The organism is Haloarchaeobius sp. HME9146 (assembly GCF_025399835.1).
Classification (GTDB): Archaea; Halobacteriota; Halobacteria; order Halobacteriales; family Natrialbaceae; genus Haloarchaeobius.
On record NZ_JAODVR010000001.1, the window covers coordinates 2924134 to 2945778 of the forward strand.

Below are 21645 nucleotides of genomic sequence, written 5' to 3' on the forward strand. Positions count from 1 at the left end.
TTTATAAGCTCCCGGTGCGCCTCTACCCGTGCAATCGCTCGACGTCACGGTCCACCTGCCGCCCGAACTGCGGCTGCCGGTGCCCGACGACCTCGAACTCGGCGAGGACTTCGTTCGCGAGGAGGTGCTGGCGTGGCACACCGACGAGGAGCGCGGCGTCGACCACTTCCTGTCGCTGGTCGTCGGCGACCTCGATGCCTGTCTGGCCGGACTCGAGTCGCTCCCGATGGTCAACGCGGTCGACGTGACGCCCGTCGACGACGAGACGTTCTACGCCTACGCCGAGATGGAGGCCGGGCCGGACACCCGAGCATGGACCGCAGCGCTGGAGGGCCACGACATCGTCCTCGTGCCACCCATCGTGTTCACCCCCTACGGGGACGTCCAGTTGACCGTCCTCGGCGACCCCGACGAACTCCGTGAGGTCGTCGCAGACTTCCCCGAGGATATCGAGTTCGAGGTCGAGCGCGTGGGCGAGCACCAGCACCGGCCGGGGTCGCTGGCGGGGCGGCTCACCACCCGGCAGTTCCAGGCGATGGAGGCCGCGTACCGACTCGGCTACTACGACGTGCCACGGGAGGGGACGCTTGCCGAGGTCGCCGAGGCGCTCTCGTGTTCCGAGAGCGCGGCCTCGACGCTGTTGCGGAAGGCGGAGCGGGCGATGGTCGAGGCGACACTCGGGCGGGGAGCGACCTTCGAGTAGGTCTTCAGCGCTTCTCGACCCGCAACGAGACCTCGCCCTCGGGCTGGTAGGTCGCGCCCATCGTCGGCTGTGGCGGTTCCTCGCCGAGGTACTCGAACTCGCAGTGCTGAACCAGCGTCGCGAGCACCAGCTTCAGCTCCATCCGGGCGAATCGCATTCCGATGCAGTGTCTGGGCCCGCCCCCGAACGGGAAGTAGGCGTACTCCGGCAGGGAGTCCTCGAACTCGTCGGTCCAGCGGTCCGGGCGGAAGCTGTCGGGGTCGTCGTACCAGCGGTCGTCTCGGTGGATGCGGAACAGGGGAAGGCTGAGCTTCGTCCCCTCGGGGATGCGGTATCCGCCAATCTCTGCGTCTTTGCGGACCTCCCGGAAGAGGATGTACGCCGGCGGATAGAGTCGCAGCGACTCCGTGACGACCCGGTCGAGGAACGAGAGGGCGGGGAGGTCGAGCACGTCCACGGGGTCGTCGCCGACCACCTCGTCGATCTCTGCTCGAAGACGGTCGGCAACCTCCGGGTGCTCCGCCAGCAGGTAGCAGGTGTAGGTGAGCGCGAGCGACGTGGTCTCGTGGCCCGCGAAGAGGAACGTCATCATCGTGTCACGGAGCTCCGTATCGGAGATACGCCCGTCCTCACCGCGGGCCGAGAGGAGCATCGCGAGCAGGTCGTCGTGGTCGGTGTCGGCCGCCGACCGCTCCGCGATGAGGTCGTCGACCAGTCGCTCGAACGCCCGCATCGACCGGTCGAGCCGGCGGCGCTGGGGCGTCGGGACCCAGTTCGGCAGGACGAACGTCGCGAGCGAGGGCTCGGCCCACCGGTTGAACTCGGTCACGGCGCGGGTGACGACCGCGCCCCGGTCGCTCTCGTCGAGGTCCAGGTCGAACAGCGACTTCGAGAGGATACGAAGCGTCAGGTCGGAGAAGGTGTCGGTCGCCGCGACGACCTCGCCGTCGTCCCAGCCCTCGGCCAGCTCAGCGGCGAAGGCCGTCATGCTCTCGCCGTAGCCGCGGATGCGGTCGAGCTGGAACGCCGGCTGTGCCATGGTGCGCTGGCGCTTCCACTGCTCGCCCTCGGTGAACAGGATTCCCTCGGCCGCGAAGTCCACGCCGAAGTCGGTCAGGCCCCACTTGCCGAACCTGTCGGCCTCCGTCACGAGGACCTGCTCGATGTAGTCCGGGTGGAGGAGGGTACAGAACTGCATGCCGCCGGCGCGGTACGAGACCACGTCGCCGAAGGGTTCGAGCACGTCGTAGAACGCCGCCGGGTCCGACGCCAGCTGGAGGGTGTTCCCGAGGACCGGGAGACCGTCCGGGCCCGGCGGGAACTCGTCGCTGTCCGCGTGGTCGGCGTTGTCCGTCTGGGGACTCGTTTGCGCCATCACAGGTGGAGAGACGCGGGACGCCGGCAAGCCGATTCTGTCGAAGGAGCTAGCCTCTTTTTAAGTCGGTCCGGTACCGTTTTCGTCGTTCGTCCGACAGTACGACGTATGCGTTACCTCGACGTCCGCATCCGGCAACCCGACTGGATGCTCCACCCGATGCAGTCGTTCATCCGGAACGAGGACGTCGTCCAGTACGAGGAGCTCCTGACCTGGAACGTCCAGCGAGAGCAGGGCATCGAGTACGAGCTGTTCTACGTCGAGGCCGACCGCGAGCGGTACGAACCGGCCATCGACGCCGTCGACTCCATCCACTGGTACGACCTCACGCCCGTCGACGACAAGTCGTTCTACATCTACGCCTGCCAGGAGATCCGTGACATCGACGTGGAGTGGCGCGAGGCGTTCGTCGCGTTGAACCTCCTGGTGTTCCCGCCCATCGTCTACGACACCGAGGCCGCGATGCGGATGACGGTCATCGGGTCGTCCGAGGACCTGCAGACCATGCTCGACGGCCTCCCGGACGAGATAGACGTCACGGTCAACGAGATCGGCGAGTTCGACGCCCGGCACCCCCGGCTCGCCGGGTCCATGACCGCGAGACAGCGCGAGGCCGTCTCCGTTGCGGTCGACCTGGGCTACTACGACGTGCCCCGGACCGGGTCGCTCGAAGCCGTCGCCGACGTGCTCGACTGTGCCCCCTCCACCGCGTCGAACCACCTCCGGAAAGCGGAGGCGGCGGTCATGCGCCGGCTGGTCGAGGGTGGCAGGCGAAACTGAGGGCCACGACCCGACTGCAGGACGGCGGAAACGCCCAATACCGACTCCTGAGGCCGCCACACTCCGGTTCTCCCGATACTTATTCCACGGTTCCGGCAGGTCTTGCGAACCGACAAAGTAAGGTGGCCTCTGTGAGTGGGTTCGGCCAAGAATGTTCAGGAAGGTTCTCGTCGCGAACCGAGGTGAGATCGCAGTGCGAGTCATGCGCGCCTGCGAAGAACTCAACGTCTCCACGGTCGCCGTCTACAGTGAGGCCGACAAGAACGGCGGACACGTCCGCTACGCCGACGAAGCGTACAACGTCGGGCCTGCCCGCGCGGCCGACTCGTACCTCGACCACGAGGCGGTCATCGAGGCGGCCCGCAAGGCCGATGCCGACGCCATCCACCCGGGCTACGGCTTCCTCGCGGAGAACGCGACGTTCGCGAGCAAGGTCGAAGCCGAGGACGGTATCACGTGGATCGGCCCGAGCTCCGAGTCGATGGAGCAACTCGGCGAGAAGACGAAGGCGCGCAAGGTCATGCAGTCCGCCGACGTGCCCATCGTCCCCGGGACGACCGACCCGGTCGAGTCGCCCGAGGAGGTCAAGGAGTTCGGTGAGGAACACGGCTACCCCATCGCCATCAAGGCGGAGGGTGGTGGTGGCGGCCGCGGGATGAAGGTCGTCCAGGGCCCCGACGAGGCCGAGGACCAGCTCACGTCCGCGAAGCGCGAGGGCGAGGCGTACTTCGACAACGACTCCGTGTACCTCGAGCGCTACCTCGAATCCCCGCGCCACATCGAGGTCCAGATCGTCGCGGACCAGCACGGCAACGTCCGCCACCTCGGCGAACGTGACTGCTCGCTCCAGCGCCGCCACCAGAAGGTCATCGAGGAGGGGCCGTCGCCGGCCCTCTCCGACGACCTGCGCGAGCGCATCGGTGAGGCCGCCCGTCGCGGTGTCCAGGAGTCCGACTACGTCAACGCCGGGACCGTCGAGTTCCTCGTCGAGGAGGGCGAGTTCTACTTCCTCGAAGTGAACACGCGAATCCAGGTCGAACACACCGTCACCGAGGAGATCACGGGCATCGACATCGTGAAGTGGCAGCTCAAGGTCGCCGCCGGCGAGGAGCTCGCCTTCTCGCAGGACGACGTCGACATCGACGGGCACGCGATGGAGTTCCGCATCAACGCGGAGAACGCCGCGAACGACTTCTCGCCCGCACCGGGCGGCAAGCTCGCCGTCTACGACCCGCCGGGCGGCCCGGGCGTCCGCATGGACGACGCGCTCCGCCAGGGCGACAAGATCGTCACCGACTACGACTCGATGATCGCGAAGCTCGTCGTCTGGGGCGAGGACCGCGACGAGTGTATCGAGCGCTCGCTGCGCGCCCTGCGCGAGTACGAGATAGAGGGCGTGACGACCATCGTCCCGTTCCACCGGCTGATGCTCACCGACGAGCGCTTCGTCGCCGGGACGCACACGACCAACTATCTCGACGAGGAACTCGACAAGGACCGCATCGTCGAGGCACAGGAGCAGTGGGGCTCCGGGGCCAGTGCCGCCGGCGAGGACGAGGACGTGGTCGAGCGCGAGTTCACCGTCGAGGTCAACGGCAAGCGCTTCGAGGTCAACCTCGAAGAGCGCGGCGCGATGCCCATCGGCGGCCAGAAGAGCGGCGGCCCGAAGCGACCCGCCGACTCGGGTGGCAGTGGCGGCGACTCCGGTGGCAGCAGCGTCGAGGTCGAGGGCGACGGCGAGGTCGTCGAGGCCGAGATGCAGGGGACCATCCTCTCGGTCGAGGTCGGTGAAGGCGACGAGGTCGCCTCCGGTGACGTGCTCTGCGTGCTCGAGGCGATGAAGATGGAGAACGACATCGTCGCCTCGCGTGGCGGCACCGTCTCCCAGATAGCCATCAGCGAGGGCCAGAGCGTCGACATGGGCGACGTGCTGGTCGTGCTGGAGTAAGCAGCGACTCTCTTTTCGCGTCTCAGGCGGGCCGACACCGGAGGAGCGTGCCTGACTCGCGCGGGTCACTCGGTTCGGTATCGCCGGTCGCCACCGTCCGCCGGAGCACCTGCTGGTTGACGAAGTACATCGCGGTGTGATGGCCGAGGTCCGCGTGGAGGGTCGGCGTTCCCTCGCCCGCCTCGTTGTAGTAGCCGCCAGTGACGGGTACCGTGGCGAGGTAGCCGTAGCCGACCGACTCTACCGTGATGGTGCCGATGCTCACGTAGCCATCGGAGATCTGGTTCTCCGGCGGCAGGACGAGCGTCCGTTCGACCGCTTCCACGTAGGCCGAGACCTCGGCCTCGGCGAGCGCCGCGGGGAACTCGGGGGCAGCGTCGATCTTCGGGCTGGTGAACTCGTTCTCGCAGGTTGCATTGGCCGGGGTACCGGTCTGTGCGTCCGTGTTCGTCCCGTCTCGACCGGTCGAACCGTCGCCATCGCCGTCCGTGCCGGACTCGAACGACGACAGACAGCCCGCGGCCGAGAGCGACAGTGCCGACGCGACGGTCGACAGGAGGGTACGTCGCTGCATGTCCGGGGGTTCAGGTCAGTTCGGTAAAAGTTTCGTGGGGGTCTCAGGGCAGTGCGGGCGTCGGCTTCCAGTCGCCAGCGTCCAGCGCGTCCCGGAGCGACCGCGGGTGGATATCGAGTTCCTCCAGGTGGGTCGAGTCGAACTTCAGGCCGCCCATCCCGTCGATCCAGGCGTACAGCTCCGCGATGGTGTCGCCGAAACGCTCGCGCCCGGCCTCGGTCGAGAGGTGGACGGGTTCGACCTCGCGACGGAGGGCCGCGCTGTAGGCCTCCGCGATCTCGGGCAACGTCAACAGGTCGCCCGCGAGGTCGACGTCCTCGCCGACGAAGCGCTCGGGGTGTGCGAACGCCTTCGCGGCTACCTGGCCCACGTCGTGCACGTCGACGAGCGGGAGCGGGGTGTTGGGCGAGACCGGCCAGGCGATCTTGCCGTCGCGGATGGACTCGCGCTGGGCCTCGAAGTTCTGGACGAACACGCCCGGCCGGATGACGGTGGCAGGCACGCCGCGGTCGCGGATGTGGCGCTCGATGGCGAGCTTTGCGTCGAGGACGTCGATACCGGCGTAGAAGTCCGCGCCGAGAGCCGAGGCGAACACGAGGTGTTCGAGGTCGGCCTTGGCCGCCGCGTCGACGAAGTCGGTCCCCCGTTGCACTTCGCGGTCGTACTCGCCGTCCGCGCTGTCGGTGACGAGGAACGCGCCGTCGACCTGGTCGAAGTACGGGCGATACGAGCCCGGGCGGTCGAGGTCCCCGGGGACGATGCGCGCACCGAGCCGCCGGAGTTCGACGGCACGGTCGCTCTTTACCTCACGGGTCATGGCGTAGACGCCGAAGTCACCGTACACACCGGACAGGAGCGCGTCGACGACCGCGCCACCCTGTCGCCCGGTCGCGCCGACGACGAGAATTCGTTTCGTCATAACGAGTCGTACGATAGCATAGGCCATGGCTAATCGCCCGTGCGCCGTGTCCGCGCGCCGGCTAACGTCTCGTTAGCCTCCCGTTAGCCTACCAGTCGACGACTTCGCGGTCCCGCCAGAAGCGCCCGCCGGGAGCGTCGGGGGCGAATCGGGCGAGCCAGACGGGCGTCGCTGCGCCCTCCTCGACGCTCCGGGGCGCGCTCTCGCCGCCCATGTCGGTCCGGACCCAGCCGGGACAGGCCGAGTTGGCGAGGAGCCCGTCGGTGTGATACTCGCCGTGCAGGTACGCCGTCAGCCCGTTCAGGCCGGTCTTCGAGACGCGGTAGGCAGGTGCGCCACCGGTCATCTCCTCGCCGAGCGCGCCCATGCCGCTGGAGACGTTGACCACGCGGCCACCGGGGTTCCGCAGGAGGAGCGGGAGCGCGAACTTCGTGAGAACCATCGGACCGCGGAGGTTGGTCTCCAGCACCGCATCGATGTCCGAGACCGACTCGTCGAGCAGCGTCGACCCCGAGGGGTCCGAGATGGCCGCGTTGTTCACGAGCACGTCGAGCCGGTCGGCCTCGACCTCGATGCAGGAGATGGCGGCCCGGATCGCCTCCTCGTCGGTCACGTCGAGTTCGAGCGCGCGCTGGTCGCCCGGCGCGTCGTACTCGGGATTCCGGACCCCCGCGTAGACGACGGCCCCGAGGTCGTCGAGTTCTGCCGCGATGCGTGCGCCGAGCCCCCGGTTCGCCCCGGTGACCAGTGCCACCTGGCCGTCCAGGGTCTCGTGGAGTGGAACGTCCATACCAGAGAGAGGAGGCGACGACGTATCAACCGACAGGCAACGATGCCCTCACTCCAGCCGGTCGCGCAGCCGCGCCAGCAGGTCCTCCGGGAGCCCGAATTCCTCGCCCTCCTCGTCGAGCAGGGCAACGGACCCGTAGCCCGCGACCAGCCCGTTGAGCCGCGCGGCGACGGTCGACTCCCGGATCGCCGCGTCGTCGTAGGTCTCGGCGAGCGCGTCGAACACCGCGGGCGCGCTCCGCAGCCGGTACTTCTGGTGGTAGTGCTCGGCGACGGTGAACGAGTCCAGTGGCTCGGCGCGGGTATTGAGCCGTCCGCGGCGGGCCTCCCGTTCGGCGACGACGGCCTCGACGGCCTCGCGCTGGGCGTCGTCGTGCCACAGGACGAGATTGTCGTACTGGCGAATCGGCGAGTTAGCGCGGGGGTTGTGCGCGTGGAAGAACCACTCCAGCAGGTCGCGGTAGCTGGTCGCTGTTGGGTCGAAGTCGACCTGGACGACCTCGGTGTGGTCGCCGAGGTCGCGATAGGTCGGGGACGGGGTGGACCCGCCGGCGTAGCCGACGCGGGTCCTGATGACGCCGGGGCGCACCCCGAGACGGGCGTCGGGGCCCCAGAAACAGCCGAGGCCGAAGGTAGCCGTCTCGGTCTCGCTGGGGGCGGCGGCGTCGAAAGGGAGGGCGGTGGACGGGAGGGCCGAAGCGCCGCGGGCGTGGCGTGTCACAGTGGAGGGTCGAACGTCAGCGGGAATGTGCCTTTCGCCGGTAGCTGTTGCGACCGACGGTGTCGGTGGCGGCGACCGACAGACCGCGTACGGCGACCGAGGGGCGTGAGAGCCGGCGACCGGCCGGGTTCTCACGGGGCACGCTCTCTTCTACACACCGGGGGTGCAATTAACTATCCTAAGCTAAAATGCTGTTTTGAGTCTCTTTTAGTCCTCGCGACACGTATCGCCGAACGTGCCCGATAGCAGGCAGGAGCGGCCCGCAGACCGCGAAGACATCGTGTACGTCACGGTCCACGACCGCGACGAGACGCACCTCCTGGTCGCCGCTGTCGGCGAACGGCTCCGCGACGTCCTCTTGCGTCACGACCTGTCGCCGCATTCGAAACTCGCGCGACGGGCGAACTGCGGCGGTCGCGGCCTCTGTGCGACCTGTGGCGTCCGGCTGCTCGACGACCAGCCGGCCGAGCACTGGCACGACGAGCTTGCGGCCCGCTTTGGCTACCCACGACTCTCCTGCCAGCTCAGCGTGACCGAAGACATGCGGATTCGACTGGACCGCGAGAAGCTCGTGTGGGGCAAGCGCGAGGGCTGAATGCCGCTGTCACTCGTCGCCAGAGAGCGCGAGCAACGCTTCGGCGAGGTCCCGACACTCCGCCGCCACCGCGACCGTCTCGACCCAGTCATCGGGGAGTGCACTCGCGCCGAACCGTGCCCCGGCGACCGCGCCCGCGACGGCACCGATGGTGTCTGCATCTCCACCCATCGCCACGGCATCGACGATGGCATCCTCGGCGGTATCGGCCCGTAGGCCGTGATAGAGCCCCGCCTGGACGGTCGTGACGACGTAGCCCGTGTTCTGCAGGTCACCAGCGTCCAGTGTCGGGACGGCTTCCGCGGCCTCGACGAGTTCAGCCGGGGCGTCGGCACGAACCCGGTCGAGGGCCGCATCGAGCGCGGCCTCGGGCTCGGCACCGTCCCGGACCAGTGCGGCCACCACGAGGTTCAACAGCGCACAGCCCCACGTGCACCGCGGGTCCGCGTGGGTGATGGCCGACGACTCGCGGCTCACCGCGACCAACCTGGCCGGGTCGTCACCGAAGGCGAGGGCGTGGGGCACACACCGCATCACGCTCCCGTTCCCGGCGTTCGACCCTTCCGCGCTGGCTTCCCACACCTGTCTGCCCGCCTCGTCCCAGGCCGTCCCGTCTCGGAACGCCCGGATGGACTGGGCCGTCATGATGCCGATGTCGAACGGGCCGGACTCGTACCAACCCAGGAAGCGCTCGGCGATGTCGGCACCGTCGAAGTCGCCCGTTTCGGCGAGACTCCGGGCGATGCAGAGCATCATGTCGGTGTCGTCGGTCACGGTCCCCGCGGGCTGGTTGTGCGTCCCGTGGCCGACCAGTTCGTCGAGGCGGCCGTGCTGTGACTCGATGCTGGTCGGGGACCTGAACTCCACCGGGCGGCCGAGTGCATCACCGCAGGCGAGACCGAGGAGTGCTCCCATCGCGCGGTCGGCTGTGAGGTCTTCCATAGCATCTCTCAGGACCCCCCCAATCAAAAGTGCCTGTCTCGCAGCGACCCCTCGTGGAGCCCCAGCGACCGTCACTCGGCGTTCGAGGCGAACAGGCGACGGAGCAAGAGCCAGCGATGCTCCCAGAGCTGGTGTGCCGTCGACACCGCCACGATGGCCAGGAACAGGCTCGCGTAAAGCACCGTATTGCCCGGCACGGCCGAGAGCGTCCCGATCTCCGCGAGGACGATGGTGAGCAGACCGAACGTCGCCAGCAGTCGGTAGTACGTCGCCTGCGTGACACCCCACCGGGTCACTACCTCCATGTACACGTCGACCTGTCGCGCGGTGTCCTGCAGTGTCACCTCCTTCCTGTCCTGGTCGTAGTCGACGATGCCGGCCTCGTCCAGTTTCGGGAGGTGGCTCTGGTGGAGGGAGACGTACACGCTGTCCCGGAGGTTGCTCGGCGCGGGCGATTCGTCGGCCTCGAGCTCTGCGATGTCGTCCGCGAGCTGTCGGAGCGTCATCCACGGTCGTTCCTCCTTGAGGTGTTCGATGACACACCGGCGTCTGTCGTTGCTCAGCAGGTGGTGGATCTTCGTCTCTGTGATGCTGTCGCCCCGGATCCCCAGTCCGGGCAGTTCGGGCTGACCCCCTTCGAACATACACGCAGCGTATCGTGATATGTCAATAACTATGTGGTGGATACTCTCGTCGGTGGCAGAGAAGACGCTGCTTTCTGCAGCTAAGTCGATATTATCCTCGATTCGACACCAGTTAATCGTGTGGCTACCGGCTGGACCATCCGTGGTCCCGTGACAGATGCTGCGTGGCGGTCCCGCGGGTAGATGCTGCATAACAGCGGCCTCGAACGTCCCCTGGAGCGAACATCCTTCCCCGTGAGAGACTGCGACGAGCCGGCAGTCTGGCGTAAGGGCGCTGTCAGGGTCGATAGACGGTGCCTACTTCGATTAAACACCGGTTTTGACACAATTCTGGTAATTAGGTAAGTCCCTGTCTCTGCATGGTGGTACCGTGGCACTCACGGAGGCCCGGAGCACTCGTCGCCGGCGTGGGCGATGAGCGCTCCCGGTGGTTCGACTCCGCCGGTGAGCGTCCCCGAGGGGGGAATGACCGAGAATGTCAGGTGAGAACTTCGAGATTTCACGGCGAAAGGCGCTAGCGGCTATCGGGACGACAGGTATCGCGGCCGCGGGGGCGGGACTCGGCACGTCCGCGTACTTCAGCGACACGGAGGAGTTCACGGGCAACCGGCTGACTGCTGGGGAGCTGGACCTGCAGGTCGACTGGGAGGAGCACTACGTCGACATGCGGGGGTCGGAGGCCGAGATCAGCGGCGTTCGAGAACTCGGCAAGAACGACTCCGTCCAGGACGGCGAGTACGGCTTCCCGGACCCCCAGAACCCGCTGCTCGCGATTTCGGAGTCGAAGAAGACCGAGTTCCAGAACGCGACCTCCATCGAGTGTTTCCCGGACAGCGTCAACAACAACGGGATACAGCAGAATTTCAGCGACGAGAACGTGTGTGGGGCGAACAGCGTCCTCGGTTCGGTCGACGCGAAGGAATCGGTGCTCGACCCGCAAAACGACTTCGGGCCCAACGACGAGATGCACCGGACGATGAACGAGGATACCGTCGTTACCGACGATTCCGGGAACGTCACGGACACGCGGGCGCTCATCAACCTGTCCGACGTGAAGCCGGGTGACTGTGGCGAGCTAACGCTGAGCTTCCACCTCTGTGACAACCCCGGGTACGTCTGGCTTCAGGGTGGTGTGGCAACGGACAAAAACGGCGACCCGCTCATCGGCGAGGGGGCGATCACCGAGCCCGAGTACAACGACCCGGACGAGGACCAGAAGGAGGGCGGCGCGCTGAAGTCGTCGGATTCTGACGGGAAGAAGACCGTCGAACTCCTCGACGAGATCCAGACCCTCATGTGGTACGACGAGGACGGCGACAACGTCTACGAACCGTCAGGGAAGGGTGGCAAGGTCGACGTGATGGTCGTCCTCGACCGGTCGGGGTCGATGGACAGCGACACGAACGACGATTCTTCCTCCAAGAAGTGGCAGAACACGCTCTCCGGTGCGAAGAACCTCGTGAACGCCCTCGGGGGCGGCGCAGAGGCAGGACTGGTTTCGTTCGCCGACTCTGCCAGCGTCGATCAAGGACTCACTTCGACGATGAGCGATGTCACCTCGTCAATCAGTGGCTTGAGTACCGGAGGGGGAACCAACATGGAGGCGGCCATCGACACGGCGCAGTCCGAACTCGCGAACGGCCGGTCCGATGCGAGCTCCATCATGGTCATCCTCTCTGACGGTGAGCCGACCGTCGGGGATTCAGACACGACCGATGGGACCGATCCCACGGACAACGCCACGGCCGCTCGCGACGCCGGCACGGAGATCTTCACTATCGCGTACGGTGGCAGTGCCGATACCACGCTCATGGAGTCGCTCGCCAGTGATACCAATAACGCGTACACCGCCAGCACGAACGAGGTCGAGAAGGTCTTCTCGAACATCAGTCAGGCGGTCGCGGGCGAGAAGTGCTTCTACCGCGGCAGTCTCCGGAACGCGCTGAACCTGCTGAACGGCTACACCGCCGACGGCGCCACCGAGGTCGCGGGCGGGATGGGCATCCCGCTCGACGGTGACCGCCGGGACGGCAGTTTCACCGAGGTCGAGAACATGAACTCCTCGGACACCACGAAGCCCAACGGCGGCGAGAGTTCGGACCGCCAGCCGTTCGTCGACGCCACGACGAACGCCATCGGCTTCGCGTGGTGGCTCCCGGTCGACCACGCCAACGAGATCCAGGGCGACTGGGTGGAGTTCGACATCGGCTTCTACACCGAACAGGCCCGCCACAACGACGGCTCCGGGCAGGCCTGAGGGCTCTCCACCAGCCCCTCCCATCGCGCTCTGAACCACCACCCACGTCGGCGCACGACGGTTCGACTCCGTCGGTGGGTCTCCCTTCGGGGGGAGAGACAGCCATGTCAGACGACGCGTTCGAACTCTCACGACGGACGGTGCTCGCAGCGCTCGGGACGACAGGGGTGGCCTCGGTCGGAGCTGGATTCGGAACCAGTGCGTACTTCAGCGACAGGGAGACGTTCGACGGCAACCGGCTGGTGGCCGGCGAACTCGACCTGCTCGTCGACTGGACGGAGCACTACATCGACGGCCGGGGCGACGAGACGGGGGTCGAGGCCACGCGAGACGACCCCGATGACGACAGCTACACGCCCGTTCCGACCGCCGACTATCCACAGCTCTGGGTGGCCGACAAGGACGCGTTCATGACGGAGACGGCGGTCGAGTCGTTTCCCGACACCGACCAGAAGGGGACCGCCGACGACGGGGTGCAGGACGAGATACCGTCCAGCAGCGAGTGCCGCTACATGAAACAGTTCCTCAGGCAGAACGGGGAGTGGGTCTCCCCGCTGGCGTCTCCGGGTCGGACCACCGGCGACGTCCACGGGCAGACGACGGACGTCACGGTCGGGGACGCGGAGGCCTCTGACCCACTCATCGACCTGACCGACGTCAAGCCAGGGGACTTCGGCGAGGTCACGTTCAGTCTCCACCTCTGTGACAATCCTGGCTACGTCTGGATGAACGGCTCGCTCGACGACGAGCTCACCAGCGAGAACGGGGTCAACGAGGCCGAAGCCGACGACCCCGACGAGGACCAGTACGCCGACGGGTCCCTGAAGGATTCGGCCGATTCGACGAAGACGGTCGAACTCCTGGAGGCGCTCCGGGCGGTCATGTGGTACGACTTCGGGACCGACGAGGACGGCGACGGGTACCCCTGGGAGGGGCCGTACAGCGGCGACGACGCCGAAGGAGACAACGTCCAGCAGTCGGGAGAACCGAACCTCATCGCACAGGGGTCGCTGAAGGCCGTCCTGCGCGCGTTCGAGTCGGGGACCCACGGCATCGCACTCGACGCGAACCCGATGGCGAGCAGTTCGAGCACGCAGGTCCAGCCGGCCGACGGGGGCAACGGCGACCCCGGGAACACGGATTTCACCGCCACGCGCTACGAGAAGCCCCAGGAGGGCATCGTCGAGTGCGCCGACATCCACGGCGAGTGGCTGACCGTGATGAAGGTCGAGGAGGAGAACCTCCCGAACGGCGGCGATTCGGAGACGTTCAACACGTCCGCGGGGAGGATACGCATCAAGGGCATCGGGTCGGACGGTACCCAGCCGATGCAGCTCGCCTTCGATTCGTCGTTCCCGGTCACCGGCGTGCTCGTCAAGGGCGGCCAGGATTCGCTGAGCTGGACCCCGGATGGACAGACGTTCTCGTCCGGAACCAGCGGCTACCACTACGACTTCGCGGACGAGACGACCACCGACGCGTGGGACTCGACCGACGTCGCCCTGCACGCGCCGACCGGCAAGAACGGGAACCGCAGGGCCATCTCGAACGTCCAGTTCTGTATCCTGCCGGACGACAGCGGCTCCGGGAACGGCGACCCGGAGCGTGACTGCTTCGTGGCTTCGACGACCGCGTCCATCGGGTTCGCGTGGTGGCTCCCCGTCGACCACGCCAACGAGATCCAGTCCGACACCGTCGGGTTCGACCTCGGGTTCTACACCGAGCAGTGCCGCCACAACGACGGGGCCGGGCAGCAACCGGAGGGTGGGAGCAGTCCCTGACGACCACCGTCGTCCAGCGGCGCCGACCAGACCCACGGTGGTTCCCCGGGGCCAACTCCTCGCGCGGTCCCGTGCGGACGGTTCGATTCCGTCGGTGGGTCCTCTCCACGATGGGGGTACCAACCAATGTCAGAAGAAGCTGGATTCAGAGTCACGCGACGGCGTATGCTGGGCGCACTCGGGACCGCAGGGGTCGCCTCTGCGACCGCCGGTCTCGGGACGAGTGCGTTCTTCAGCGACCAGGAGACCTTCGAGGCGAACCGGCTCGTCGCCGGCGAGTTGGACCTCATGGTCGACTGGCAAGAACACTACAGCGACTGGAGCGAGGCCGAAGCGCGCGCCGCGCCCAGTGCGCGGATGGTCGACGGCCCAGGGGAGCTCGAAGAGGGCGAGTACGCCCTCCCGACCTATCTCGACCCGATGCTCGCCATTGACGAGACCGACGTCGAGGCGTTCATGGACGCGACGGCCACAGAGGCCCAGCCGGACGAGGACGGTGACGGCGAACAGGACCTCGTTCTGACCCGGAACCAGCTCCGGTGGCAACACAGCACGTGGAGCGACGAGCGGATAGAGCGGGAGTTTCGCGCCCAGTTCGCGAACGTCCCCGACGACCTGACGCGGCCGCTCATCGACCTCGGCGACGTGAAACCCGGTGACTTCGGTGAGGTGACGCTGAGCGTCCACCTGTTCGACAACCCGGGCTACCTCTGGCTGACGGGCACACTCGTCGCGGGGTTCGAGAACGGGCACAGCGAGCCGGAGTCGGACGACAAGGACGAGCGGGGCGACGACCCCGGCGAGGCCGAAGTCGTCGAGCTGCTCGACGAGGTCCAGGCGGCCGTCTGGCAGGACGACGGCGACAACATCTACGAGGACGGCGAGACGGTCACCTCGCCACACGACGTGGACTCCCCGAGTACCATCGACCTGACCGCCGACCAGGCGCTCCTCGCCAAGGGGAGCCTCCGCGAGGTACTCTCGGTGCTCTCGAGCGGGAACGGGATTCCGGTCGACGCCGACCCACGGACGAACGACCGGACCTGCTTCGCCAACTCGACGACCCGGTACTTCGGGTTCGCGTGGTGGCTCCCCGTCGACCACGCCAACGAGATACAGACCGACTCGGTGACGTTCGACCTCGGGTTCTACACCGAGCAGTGCCGCCACAACGACGGCCGCGGGCTGCCGCCCCGCGAGCACGTCACACTCCGGGGCGACTACGCGCAGGCCGCTGGCTTCGAACCGGTGACGGACCGGGCGGCGGCCGGCGACGGCTCCTGGGGCTCGCTCGACGACGCGGACAGGGCCTTCCTCTACCTCGGCCCGGACTTCGCGTCGTTCAACACCCTGCCGTCGTTCACCGTCGACGATATCGAGGAGATTTCCTATCGCACCTGGTCGGACACGGTCACGAATCCCTCGAACCCGAACTTCTACGCCAGCATCTACACGCGGGCGGCCAGCGACCCGAACCCGGACGCCTGGTACGGCAAGCGCCTGACGCTCGACCCGGCCTACGCGACCGAGACGGCGAACCCGGACGTGGACGCACCCGCGGGTCAGTGGAATCGCTGGACGACGCGAGCAACGTCGCAGAACACGCTCGGCGTGTACGACGCGAACCGGTACGGGGTGGGATTCGGCTACACCGACGGCACGATACCGACGCTGTCGGACCTCCAGTCGGCGGCCGCGTTCGACTGGGAGGACTGGCGGAGTGCGGCTGCTTCGACGGCCATCGACTACGGCGCACAGGAGGTCAAGACGATATCGGTCGCCGTCGGGAACCCCTGGTGGCCGGATTTCACCGGCCACCTGGACGCGATCACGGTACAGCTGACCAGCGGCGAGGAGCTGCAGGTCGACCTCGAGCCCTGACGGTCTCACCACCCACACGGAGCGGTCCCCTGACCGCGGGCCGAGACGGTGGTTCGACGCCACCGGTGGGCGTAGAGGGACGATGCAACAGCCATCGAGCCGCCGTCGCGTCATCGCCACGCTCAGCGGTGTCGCCCTCACCGGGCTGGGGGTCGGGGCCGTACACGAAGCGCTCGACCTCGACCAGGTGGCGTTCAGCTCGCGCGCGGCGCTCACACCCGACGGTGAATCGGTCGACCCAGCACCGGGAGCCACGGACGGTGCCCGGCACGCCCTCCTGGTCGCGTGGCGGGAGGAGTACAACGGCGAGCTGGTCGAGGACGCCACCCTCCAGACCGCAGACGAGGTGGCTAGCGGGCCGTTACTCGAGATAACCGACGCCAAGCCGGGAGACGAGGGACTGCTCGTCCTGCACGTCGAGGTCTTCGGCGACCGCCCGGGTCGCGTCCGGCTCTCGCTCCCACTGACGAAAGCGGCGGAGAACGGGCAGAACGAACCGGAGGAACACGCGCCTGACCCGTTGCCCGACAAGGGCGAGTTGCAGCGACACGTCGACGTCGAACTGTGGTACGACGACGGTGTCCTCGTCGAAGGGGTTGGTGGCTGCAACGGCAACCGCGACATGGGGGAGACCCACATCGCCGAGGGGACGCTGGCGGAGGTCAGCGAGCAACTCGCGGCCGGTCGCCCGCTCGTCCATCCGGGGAAGAGCGACGGGTGTCTCTCGCCGGGTCAGTCGTTCTGTGTCTCGCTCTCGTGGTCGATCGACAGGACCGTTCGAAACAGCATCCAGTCCGACAGTGTGGCGTTCTCGCTCGGCCTCGGTCTGGAGGACTGTGCCGGAGGTGACGGATGATATGACCACGCTAACGAGCGATAGCGTCGACTTACCGGTCTCGGTGCGGACCACGTCGCTGGACGGCCGTCTTGGCTGCTCGAGACGGTCCACCGGTATGAGAGAGCTAAATATACGCCCATCTACCGAACACGGGAACGATGGCGTACCGATGCCTCGATACCGCGGCGAGCGACGGTCTCGGAGGGTGACCACAGCATGACACCGGAGGAGTGCTCGCGTCGTCGGGTCCTGCAGCTGGCGGGAGTGCTCGGTGCGGCCGGACTCGCCGGTGGAGCCGCGACCCACGCGCTCCTCTCGTCTCGAGAATCGTTTCCGGGGAACACGCTCCAGGCCAGCTCGTTCGACCTCCGGGTCGCATGCAAGCGGGACGACGGGTTCACCGTCCCGGCCCAGGACAGCGACGCCTTCCCGACGAGGTGGGCCAACTCGGCGGACATGCACGTCCCGCTGGCGCTGACACCCGGTGAGACCCGAACGATGACGGTCGCGCTGCGGGCCACGGAGCCGGTCGAGACCGCGCTCCGAATCACGGGGGGTTCGGACGATTCGGCCGGAGAACTGCGGCTCTGGCGGGACGAGGACGGCGACACCCGATGGGAGGACACCGACGCCGCCATCCAGACGAATCCGTCTCCGGTGGTCCTCGACGAACTCCCGGTCGACCTCGGGCTGGGGGTGTGTGGTGGGACGCCGCGGCGAATCGGGCTGGAGTGGGCCGTACCGCCGGACGCACGGGCGACCGAGTACTCGCTACGACTCGAATTCATCACAAGACAATGTCAAGATTGACACAGGCACGTGAACGGGGGTGGGGGACGTGAACTGGTCACTGCTGCGGCGCGTGGCGAAGATACTCGCGTTCGTGCTCGTCCTCGCGTTGCTCGTCCCGTTCGTCGTCTACAGCGTGCCACAGACCGTCGGGGCGGACCACGGCTTCGTGGTCCTCTCCGGCAGCATGGAGCCGACGATGAGCCCGGGCGACGTGGTCATCGTGAACGAGGTCAACCCGGACCGGCTGGAGAAGGGGGACATCATCACGTTCGGGAAGAACGGGACGCCGACCACCCACCGCATCATCGAGGTGCAAGAATCGGGCGACGGGCTGGAATTCCGGACGAAGGGTGACTCCAACGAAGACCCTGACGCGGGGACGGTCGCAGCCGGCGATGTCGTCGGCAGGGTCCAGCACGTCGTGCCCTACATGGGACACGTCGTGAACTTCGCGAACACCAGGACCGGCTTCGGTGTGCTGGTCATGGGCCCCATCGCGTTGCTCCTCGTGACCGAGGTGTGGTCGTTCGCAGCGTCGGCCAGGACGGGCGCTGACGGACCAGCACAGACCACGGACGTGGACTCGACGCGGCGTGACGATGGTGCGACACCGGCTGGTGAACCCGGCCCCACAGCTGGCGAATCGGCTGCCGACGGTGCCACCACGGCCAGCGAGGCGGTGGAAGAGAGTTCGAGCACTATCGTCGTGACGCGGAACGACATCAGGTTGAGCCTGGTGCTCTTTCTCGTCTACACTCCCTACAGCGCCTTGATCGCCTACCGGAGCCTCGAACCACTGTCGGTAACCGTCGCCGTCGCCTCGGTCGCGGGTCTCCTGTTCACCGGGACCATCTACGCGTTAGGCGGGGCAGACGATGGAGGGACGACGCGAGTTTCCCCGGAGCTGACTCCCGAGCAGTCGGCGGCTGCTGCGGAGCCGGTTGTCGAGGAACCGACCGACACTGCAGTCGCCTCCGATGCTTCGACCGACGCTGGCGGCTCCACCGGCCCGTCACCGATCGTCGAGGTGACGGGCGACGACGCGACCTTCGACTTCGAGGACCCCCTCGAACCGGCAGCGTCGGCCCATGACACTCCGGAACCGGAGGAGTGGACGATATGGCAGCGTCTCAGGCCCTCATCGACAGCACGGGAATCCACCTCGACTGCGCAGGAATCCATCTCGACCGAGCAAGCAGCCACTTCGACCGGGCAGGACCCTACCCCGCCTGAGCAGTGGACCGTGACGGAGCGTCTGGACCGCCGGACGGTGCTGGCGCTCGCGCTCGTCACCGTCTTCGGGCTCAGCCTGTTCGGCGGATACCAGACGTACGCCGTCCTCTCCGATACGGAACGCGTCTCGGTCGACGTCTCCGTCGAGGAGTCGGAGAACGTCTCGGTGAGTGCTGCGGAGACGAACACGAGTACTGCAACCGCGACGAGTACTGCAACCGCGACGAGTACTACAACCACGACGAGTACTGCAACCGCGACGAGTACCACAACCACGACAACGACGGCCACCTCGACAGCGACAGCCACGACCAGTGGCGAGACGACCAACACGACGACGAGCGCGGAGAACAACAGGCGAGGCTACCGGTGAGAGAACTCGTACGCGATACCCGAAGGCAGGCCGACGACAGCAGTACGTGACCTCTCGAGCTCAGGGAACGACGTTCGACACCAGCCCGACGAGGGTCCCGTACACCGCGTAGGTCACCAGGGACATCTCGCTGTAGACGGGGAATATCTCGGTCGTCGCGATGCCGTGGCTGACGAACCAGAGCGGTTCGATGAGTGCGAAGGCCGCACCCCACGCGAGGACGCCGAAGACGAGGCCGACGATGGGGCCGAGGAAGCCACGGCCGTAGTGCCAGAGGGGGCGCGAGTGGACGAGCACGCCGAAGACGCCCCCGAACAGCACCGAGAATATCAGGTGCCACACCCAGGGGTTCGAGACCGCGGTCGTGAGTTCGAGACTCGTGCCGATAGCGACCGGTGTCAGCGAGAGGGCGAAGGGTGCGAGGACGAGCAACAGGCCGGCGATGAGGCCGGAGAACATGGTTCGCAACACCACGTCCTGTCGCGGGGTGACTTCGACGGTGACCGTAGGTGGGGCGCTCATTGTTTCTGGGCAAGACCGTTGCCCGTAAATATAGTTTCCCTAACCAATCCCCAAATCCGACCCAAATCGGTCAGAACGACCAGTCGTCCCCGGTCAGTTCGTCCTCGGTCTCCGGGCGCGGCTTCAACTCGGCGTCTTCGAGTTCGTCTCGTACGGCTCGGTACACCTCGTCGACCGGCGGCGTGTCCATCGTCGGGTCCAGCGGGTGGTCGCCGACCCACTTGTAGCGGACGTTCCGGTCGCGGTCGATGAGGAAACACGAGCGTTTCGACCGCGGGAACAGCTTGAACGTCCGGTACTTCACGTCGAAGGCCTCGGCCAGGTCGAGTTCGGGGTCGGAGATGAGGGGGAAATCGAGGCCGAACGTGGACATGAACGTCTTGTGCGTGAGCGGGCGGGACTTGCTCGCGCCGATTATCTGGACGTTCCCTTCGGCGTCGTCGAACCACTCGTAATCGCGGAACTCGCACCACTCGCCCGTACAGTCCGGCGTGAAATCGTTCGTGTAGAAACACAGCAGGACGGGTGCGTCGTCGAGGAGGGACGAGAGTCGGGTCTGTTCGGTGCCACCGCCGGGACGGACCAGCGGGGCCACGAATTCGGGGGCGGTATCACCGACTGCGAGCCCCGAAGCATCACTCATGGGTGCAAGTGTGTGTTAGCACGAATATACTTTCCGGGAGATACCGCGAGAAACTCAAAGCGGGTTCACCAGCGTCCATACGTCGGTCTCGGGGTCGAGGTTCCCCGGTTCCGTGCCGCGCTCGGTGACGATACCGGCGTGGTACAGCATCGCCTTCAGCTGGAAGGTCGTCCCCGACTGGTACACCGACCCGTCGGCGAGTGTCGCCCTGTCCACCGTCCCGTCGTCTCGGAGCACCCGGCTCCGGGCTTCGTCGCGGCTGCTCACGAAGAGTTCGACCGCGAACGAGGGGTGACGGTCGTACACGTCCTCGACGAGTTCCCGGAGGCTGGGTCGGACGTTCCCGGCCTCGTGCAGGCCCTGGAGTTCGGTCACGAGCAGGGTCGTCGCCGGGTACTCGTAGACGATCTGGCGGGCGAGTTGCCCCCACTTCGGGGCGACGTCGATGAACCGCTTGCGCGAGCGCTTGTACTCGGCGAACGATTCGAGTGCGTCCCGCACATCGCCGTACTCCCGTTTCGCGAACCGGACGACCTCCGCGCCAAGCGGGGTCAGCTCCGGGTCCGGTTTGCCTGCCGTCTCCTCGACCAGCCCGAGGAACGCTGCGCCCTTCCGGGCCCCATCGGTCGCTCCCACGACGTGCGTCGCCAGGAGGTCGTCGGTTGGGTTCTGGAGATACACCGCCAGCGGGTACGCGAGGTAGTTCTTCGGGTGGTTCAGGCTGAAGGACTGGTCGGCGACGCCCTGGGCCGTCGCCTGGAAGCGCAACGCGGTCGTCGCGCTCGTCGACTGTGCGCCGACGACGTGTGGGACTTCGAGGGGTGTGACGCTGCCCTCCGGGCTGACGCCGAGGACGCCGACGTTCAGGTCGCGTGCGAGCATCTGCGTCCCGGTCGTGATGGCACCGGTGGGAGCGGCGAGGTAGGCCACGTTCGCGTCCGTCAGCCGGTCGTGGGCCTGGACGACGCCGCGTTCGACGTCGACGTGGCCGTCGCCGCGGTAGCCCTTCGCCTCGACCGCCACGAGCGGTGTCTCGCTCTCGCCCGTCGCTCCCGTCACGAGGGAGTCGTCAAGCGGGCCGACACCCACGAGGTCGGGATAGCCCGAGCCGACCCTGACGTGGTTGAACGGGGAGAGCGCGTCGCGGGTCGCGGCATCGACCGGTTCGTCCTCGCGCCAGGACTCCATGGTGAACTGCGTGTCCACGACGGCGTAGGAGTCGCTCGCCTCGCGCTCTGGGAACAGCGACCGCTTCACGTGGGACAGGACGACCGGTTCGCTCAACTTCGAGGGGGACCCGACGGACATCTTCCAGCTCGGCTACGACCGGTGGGG

The 21645-nt window shown here is 67.0% G+C and carries 20 protein-coding genes; 10 read left to right on the forward strand and 10 right to left on the reverse strand.

Annotated elements, in window-relative coordinates:
- Positions 1 to 28 precede the first annotated feature (28 nt).
- Positions 29 to 703, forward strand: coding sequence for a helix-turn-helix domain-containing protein (locus tag N6C22_RS21220; protein ID WP_261651935.1), 675 nt, complete (start codon positions 29 to 31; stop codon positions 701 to 703).
- Between the two features lie 4 nt (positions 704 to 707).
- Here N6C22_RS21220 and N6C22_RS15015 read toward each other — a convergent pair whose 3' ends face one another.
- A complete protein-coding gene (locus N6C22_RS15015) occupies positions 708 to 2078 on the reverse strand; it encodes a cytochrome P450 (protein ID WP_261651936.1) in 1371 nt (456 codons plus the stop codon).
- A gap of 108 nt (positions 2079 to 2186) precedes the next feature.
- Here N6C22_RS15015 and N6C22_RS15020 point away from each other — a divergent pair, with 108 nt between their 5' ends.
- Both N6C22_RS15020 and N6C22_RS15025 read left to right on the forward strand, forming a co-directional pair.
- Complete coding sequence (locus N6C22_RS15020) at positions 2187 to 2858, forward strand: helix-turn-helix domain-containing protein (protein ID WP_261651937.1); 672 nt, start codon at positions 2187 to 2189, stop codon at positions 2856 to 2858.
- A 151-nt stretch (positions 2859 to 3009) separates the two neighbouring features.
- Positions 3010 to 4806: an acetyl-CoA carboxylase biotin carboxylase subunit gene (locus tag N6C22_RS15025; protein WP_261651938.1), complete on the forward strand. Its 1797-nt coding sequence runs from the start codon at positions 3010 to 3012 to the stop codon at positions 4804 to 4806.
- Between the two features lie 22 nt (positions 4807 to 4828).
- Here the strand turns inward: N6C22_RS15025 and N6C22_RS15030 are convergent, their stop codons facing one another.
- The 4 genes from N6C22_RS15030 to N6C22_RS15045 all read right to left on the reverse strand — a co-directional run bounded on the left by N6C22_RS15030 (position 4829) and on the right by N6C22_RS15045 (position 7809).
- A complete protein-coding gene (locus tag N6C22_RS15030) occupies positions 4829 to 5380 on the reverse strand; it encodes a hypothetical protein (RefSeq protein ID WP_261651939.1) in 552 nt (183 codons plus the stop codon).
- A gap of 43 nt (positions 5381 to 5423) precedes the next feature.
- Positions 5424 to 6299: an NmrA/HSCARG family protein gene (locus tag N6C22_RS15035; protein WP_261651940.1), complete on the reverse strand. Its 876-nt coding sequence runs from the start codon at positions 6297 to 6299 to the stop codon at positions 5424 to 5426.
- Positions 6300 to 6387: 88 nt separating this feature from the next.
- A complete protein-coding gene (locus N6C22_RS15040) occupies positions 6388 to 7089 on the reverse strand; it encodes an SDR family NAD(P)-dependent oxidoreductase (RefSeq protein ID WP_261651941.1) in 702 nt (233 codons plus the stop codon).
- Between the two features lie 48 nt (positions 7090 to 7137).
- On the reverse strand, positions 7138 to 7809 hold the full coding sequence (locus N6C22_RS15045; RefSeq protein ID WP_261651942.1) for a peptide-methionine (S)-S-oxide reductase: 672 nt from the start codon (positions 7807 to 7809) through the stop codon (positions 7138 to 7140).
- Positions 7810 to 8128: 319 nt separating this feature from the next.
- On the opposite strand from N6C22_RS15045, the gene N6C22_RS15050 reads away from it, so the two are divergent.
- The gene (locus N6C22_RS15050) at positions 8129 to 8404 is read left to right on the forward strand and encodes a 2Fe-2S iron-sulfur cluster-binding protein (RefSeq protein WP_369684447.1); all 276 of its coding nucleotides are present in this window, start codon (positions 8129 to 8131) and stop codon (positions 8402 to 8404) included.
- A 9-nt stretch (positions 8405 to 8413) separates the two neighbouring features.
- Here the strand turns inward: N6C22_RS15050 and N6C22_RS15055 are convergent, their stop codons facing one another.
- Both N6C22_RS15055 and N6C22_RS15060 read right to left on the reverse strand, forming a co-directional pair.
- Complete coding sequence (locus N6C22_RS15055) at positions 8414 to 9346, reverse strand: ADP-ribosylglycohydrolase family protein (RefSeq protein WP_261651943.1); 933 nt, start codon at positions 9344 to 9346, stop codon at positions 8414 to 8416.
- Between the two features lie 71 nt (positions 9347 to 9417).
- Complete coding sequence (locus N6C22_RS15060) at positions 9418 to 9990, reverse strand: hypothetical protein (protein ID WP_261651944.1); 573 nt, start codon at positions 9988 to 9990, stop codon at positions 9418 to 9420.
- A 475-nt stretch (positions 9991 to 10465) separates the two neighbouring features.
- Between N6C22_RS15060 and N6C22_RS15065 the strand changes: the two genes are divergently transcribed.
- The 6 genes from N6C22_RS15065 (at position 10466) to N6C22_RS15090 (ending at position 19145) form a co-directional block, all read left to right on the forward strand.
- The gene (locus N6C22_RS15065; protein ID WP_261651945.1) at positions 10466 to 12247 is read left to right on the forward strand and encodes a VWA domain-containing protein; all 1782 of its coding nucleotides are present in this window, start codon (positions 10466 to 10468) and stop codon (positions 12245 to 12247) included.
- A gap of 104 nt (positions 12248 to 12351) precedes the next feature.
- Positions 12352 to 14028: a SipW-dependent-type signal peptide-containing protein gene (locus tag N6C22_RS15070; protein ID WP_261651946.1), complete on the forward strand. Its 1677-nt coding sequence runs from the start codon at positions 12352 to 12354 to the stop codon at positions 14026 to 14028.
- A gap of 165 nt (positions 14029 to 14193) precedes the next feature.
- Positions 14194 to 15909 (forward strand): CalY family protein, encoded by a 1716-nt coding sequence (locus N6C22_RS15075; RefSeq protein WP_261651947.1) that lies wholly within the window; start codon positions 14194 to 14196, stop codon positions 15907 to 15909.
- 82 nt (positions 15910 to 15991) lie between these two features.
- Positions 15992 to 16765 (forward strand): hypothetical protein, encoded by a 774-nt coding sequence (locus tag N6C22_RS15080; RefSeq protein ID WP_261651948.1) that lies wholly within the window; start codon positions 15992 to 15994, stop codon positions 16763 to 16765.
- A gap of 198 nt (positions 16766 to 16963) precedes the next feature.
- Positions 16964 to 17557 carry a SipW-dependent-type signal peptide-containing protein gene (locus tag N6C22_RS15085; RefSeq protein ID WP_261651949.1) on the forward strand — a complete coding sequence of 198 codons (594 nt, stop codon included), beginning with the start codon at positions 16964 to 16966 and terminating at the stop codon, positions 17555 to 17557.
- Positions 17558 to 17585: 28 nt separating this feature from the next.
- Positions 17586 to 19145, forward strand: a complete 1560-nt coding sequence (locus N6C22_RS15090; protein ID WP_261651950.1) for a signal peptidase I — start codon at positions 17586 to 17588, stop codon at positions 19143 to 19145.
- A 60-nt stretch (positions 19146 to 19205) separates the two neighbouring features.
- On the opposite strand, the gene N6C22_RS15095 is transcribed toward N6C22_RS15090, so the two are convergent.
- The 3 genes from N6C22_RS15095 to N6C22_RS15105 form a co-directional block, all read right to left on the reverse strand.
- The gene (locus N6C22_RS15095) at positions 19206 to 19667 is read right to left on the reverse strand and encodes a hypothetical protein (protein WP_261651951.1); all 462 of its coding nucleotides are present in this window, start codon (positions 19665 to 19667) and stop codon (positions 19206 to 19208) included.
- Positions 19668 to 19737: 70 nt separating this feature from the next.
- Positions 19738 to 20310, reverse strand: a complete 573-nt coding sequence (locus N6C22_RS15100; protein WP_261651952.1) for a redoxin domain-containing protein — start codon at positions 20308 to 20310, stop codon at positions 19738 to 19740.
- 54 nt (positions 20311 to 20364) lie between these two features.
- The gene (locus N6C22_RS15105) at positions 20365 to 21618 is read right to left on the reverse strand and encodes a hypothetical protein (protein ID WP_261651953.1); all 1254 of its coding nucleotides are present in this window, start codon (positions 21616 to 21618) and stop codon (positions 20365 to 20367) included.
- Between the last annotated feature and the right edge of the window lie 27 nt (positions 21619 to 21645).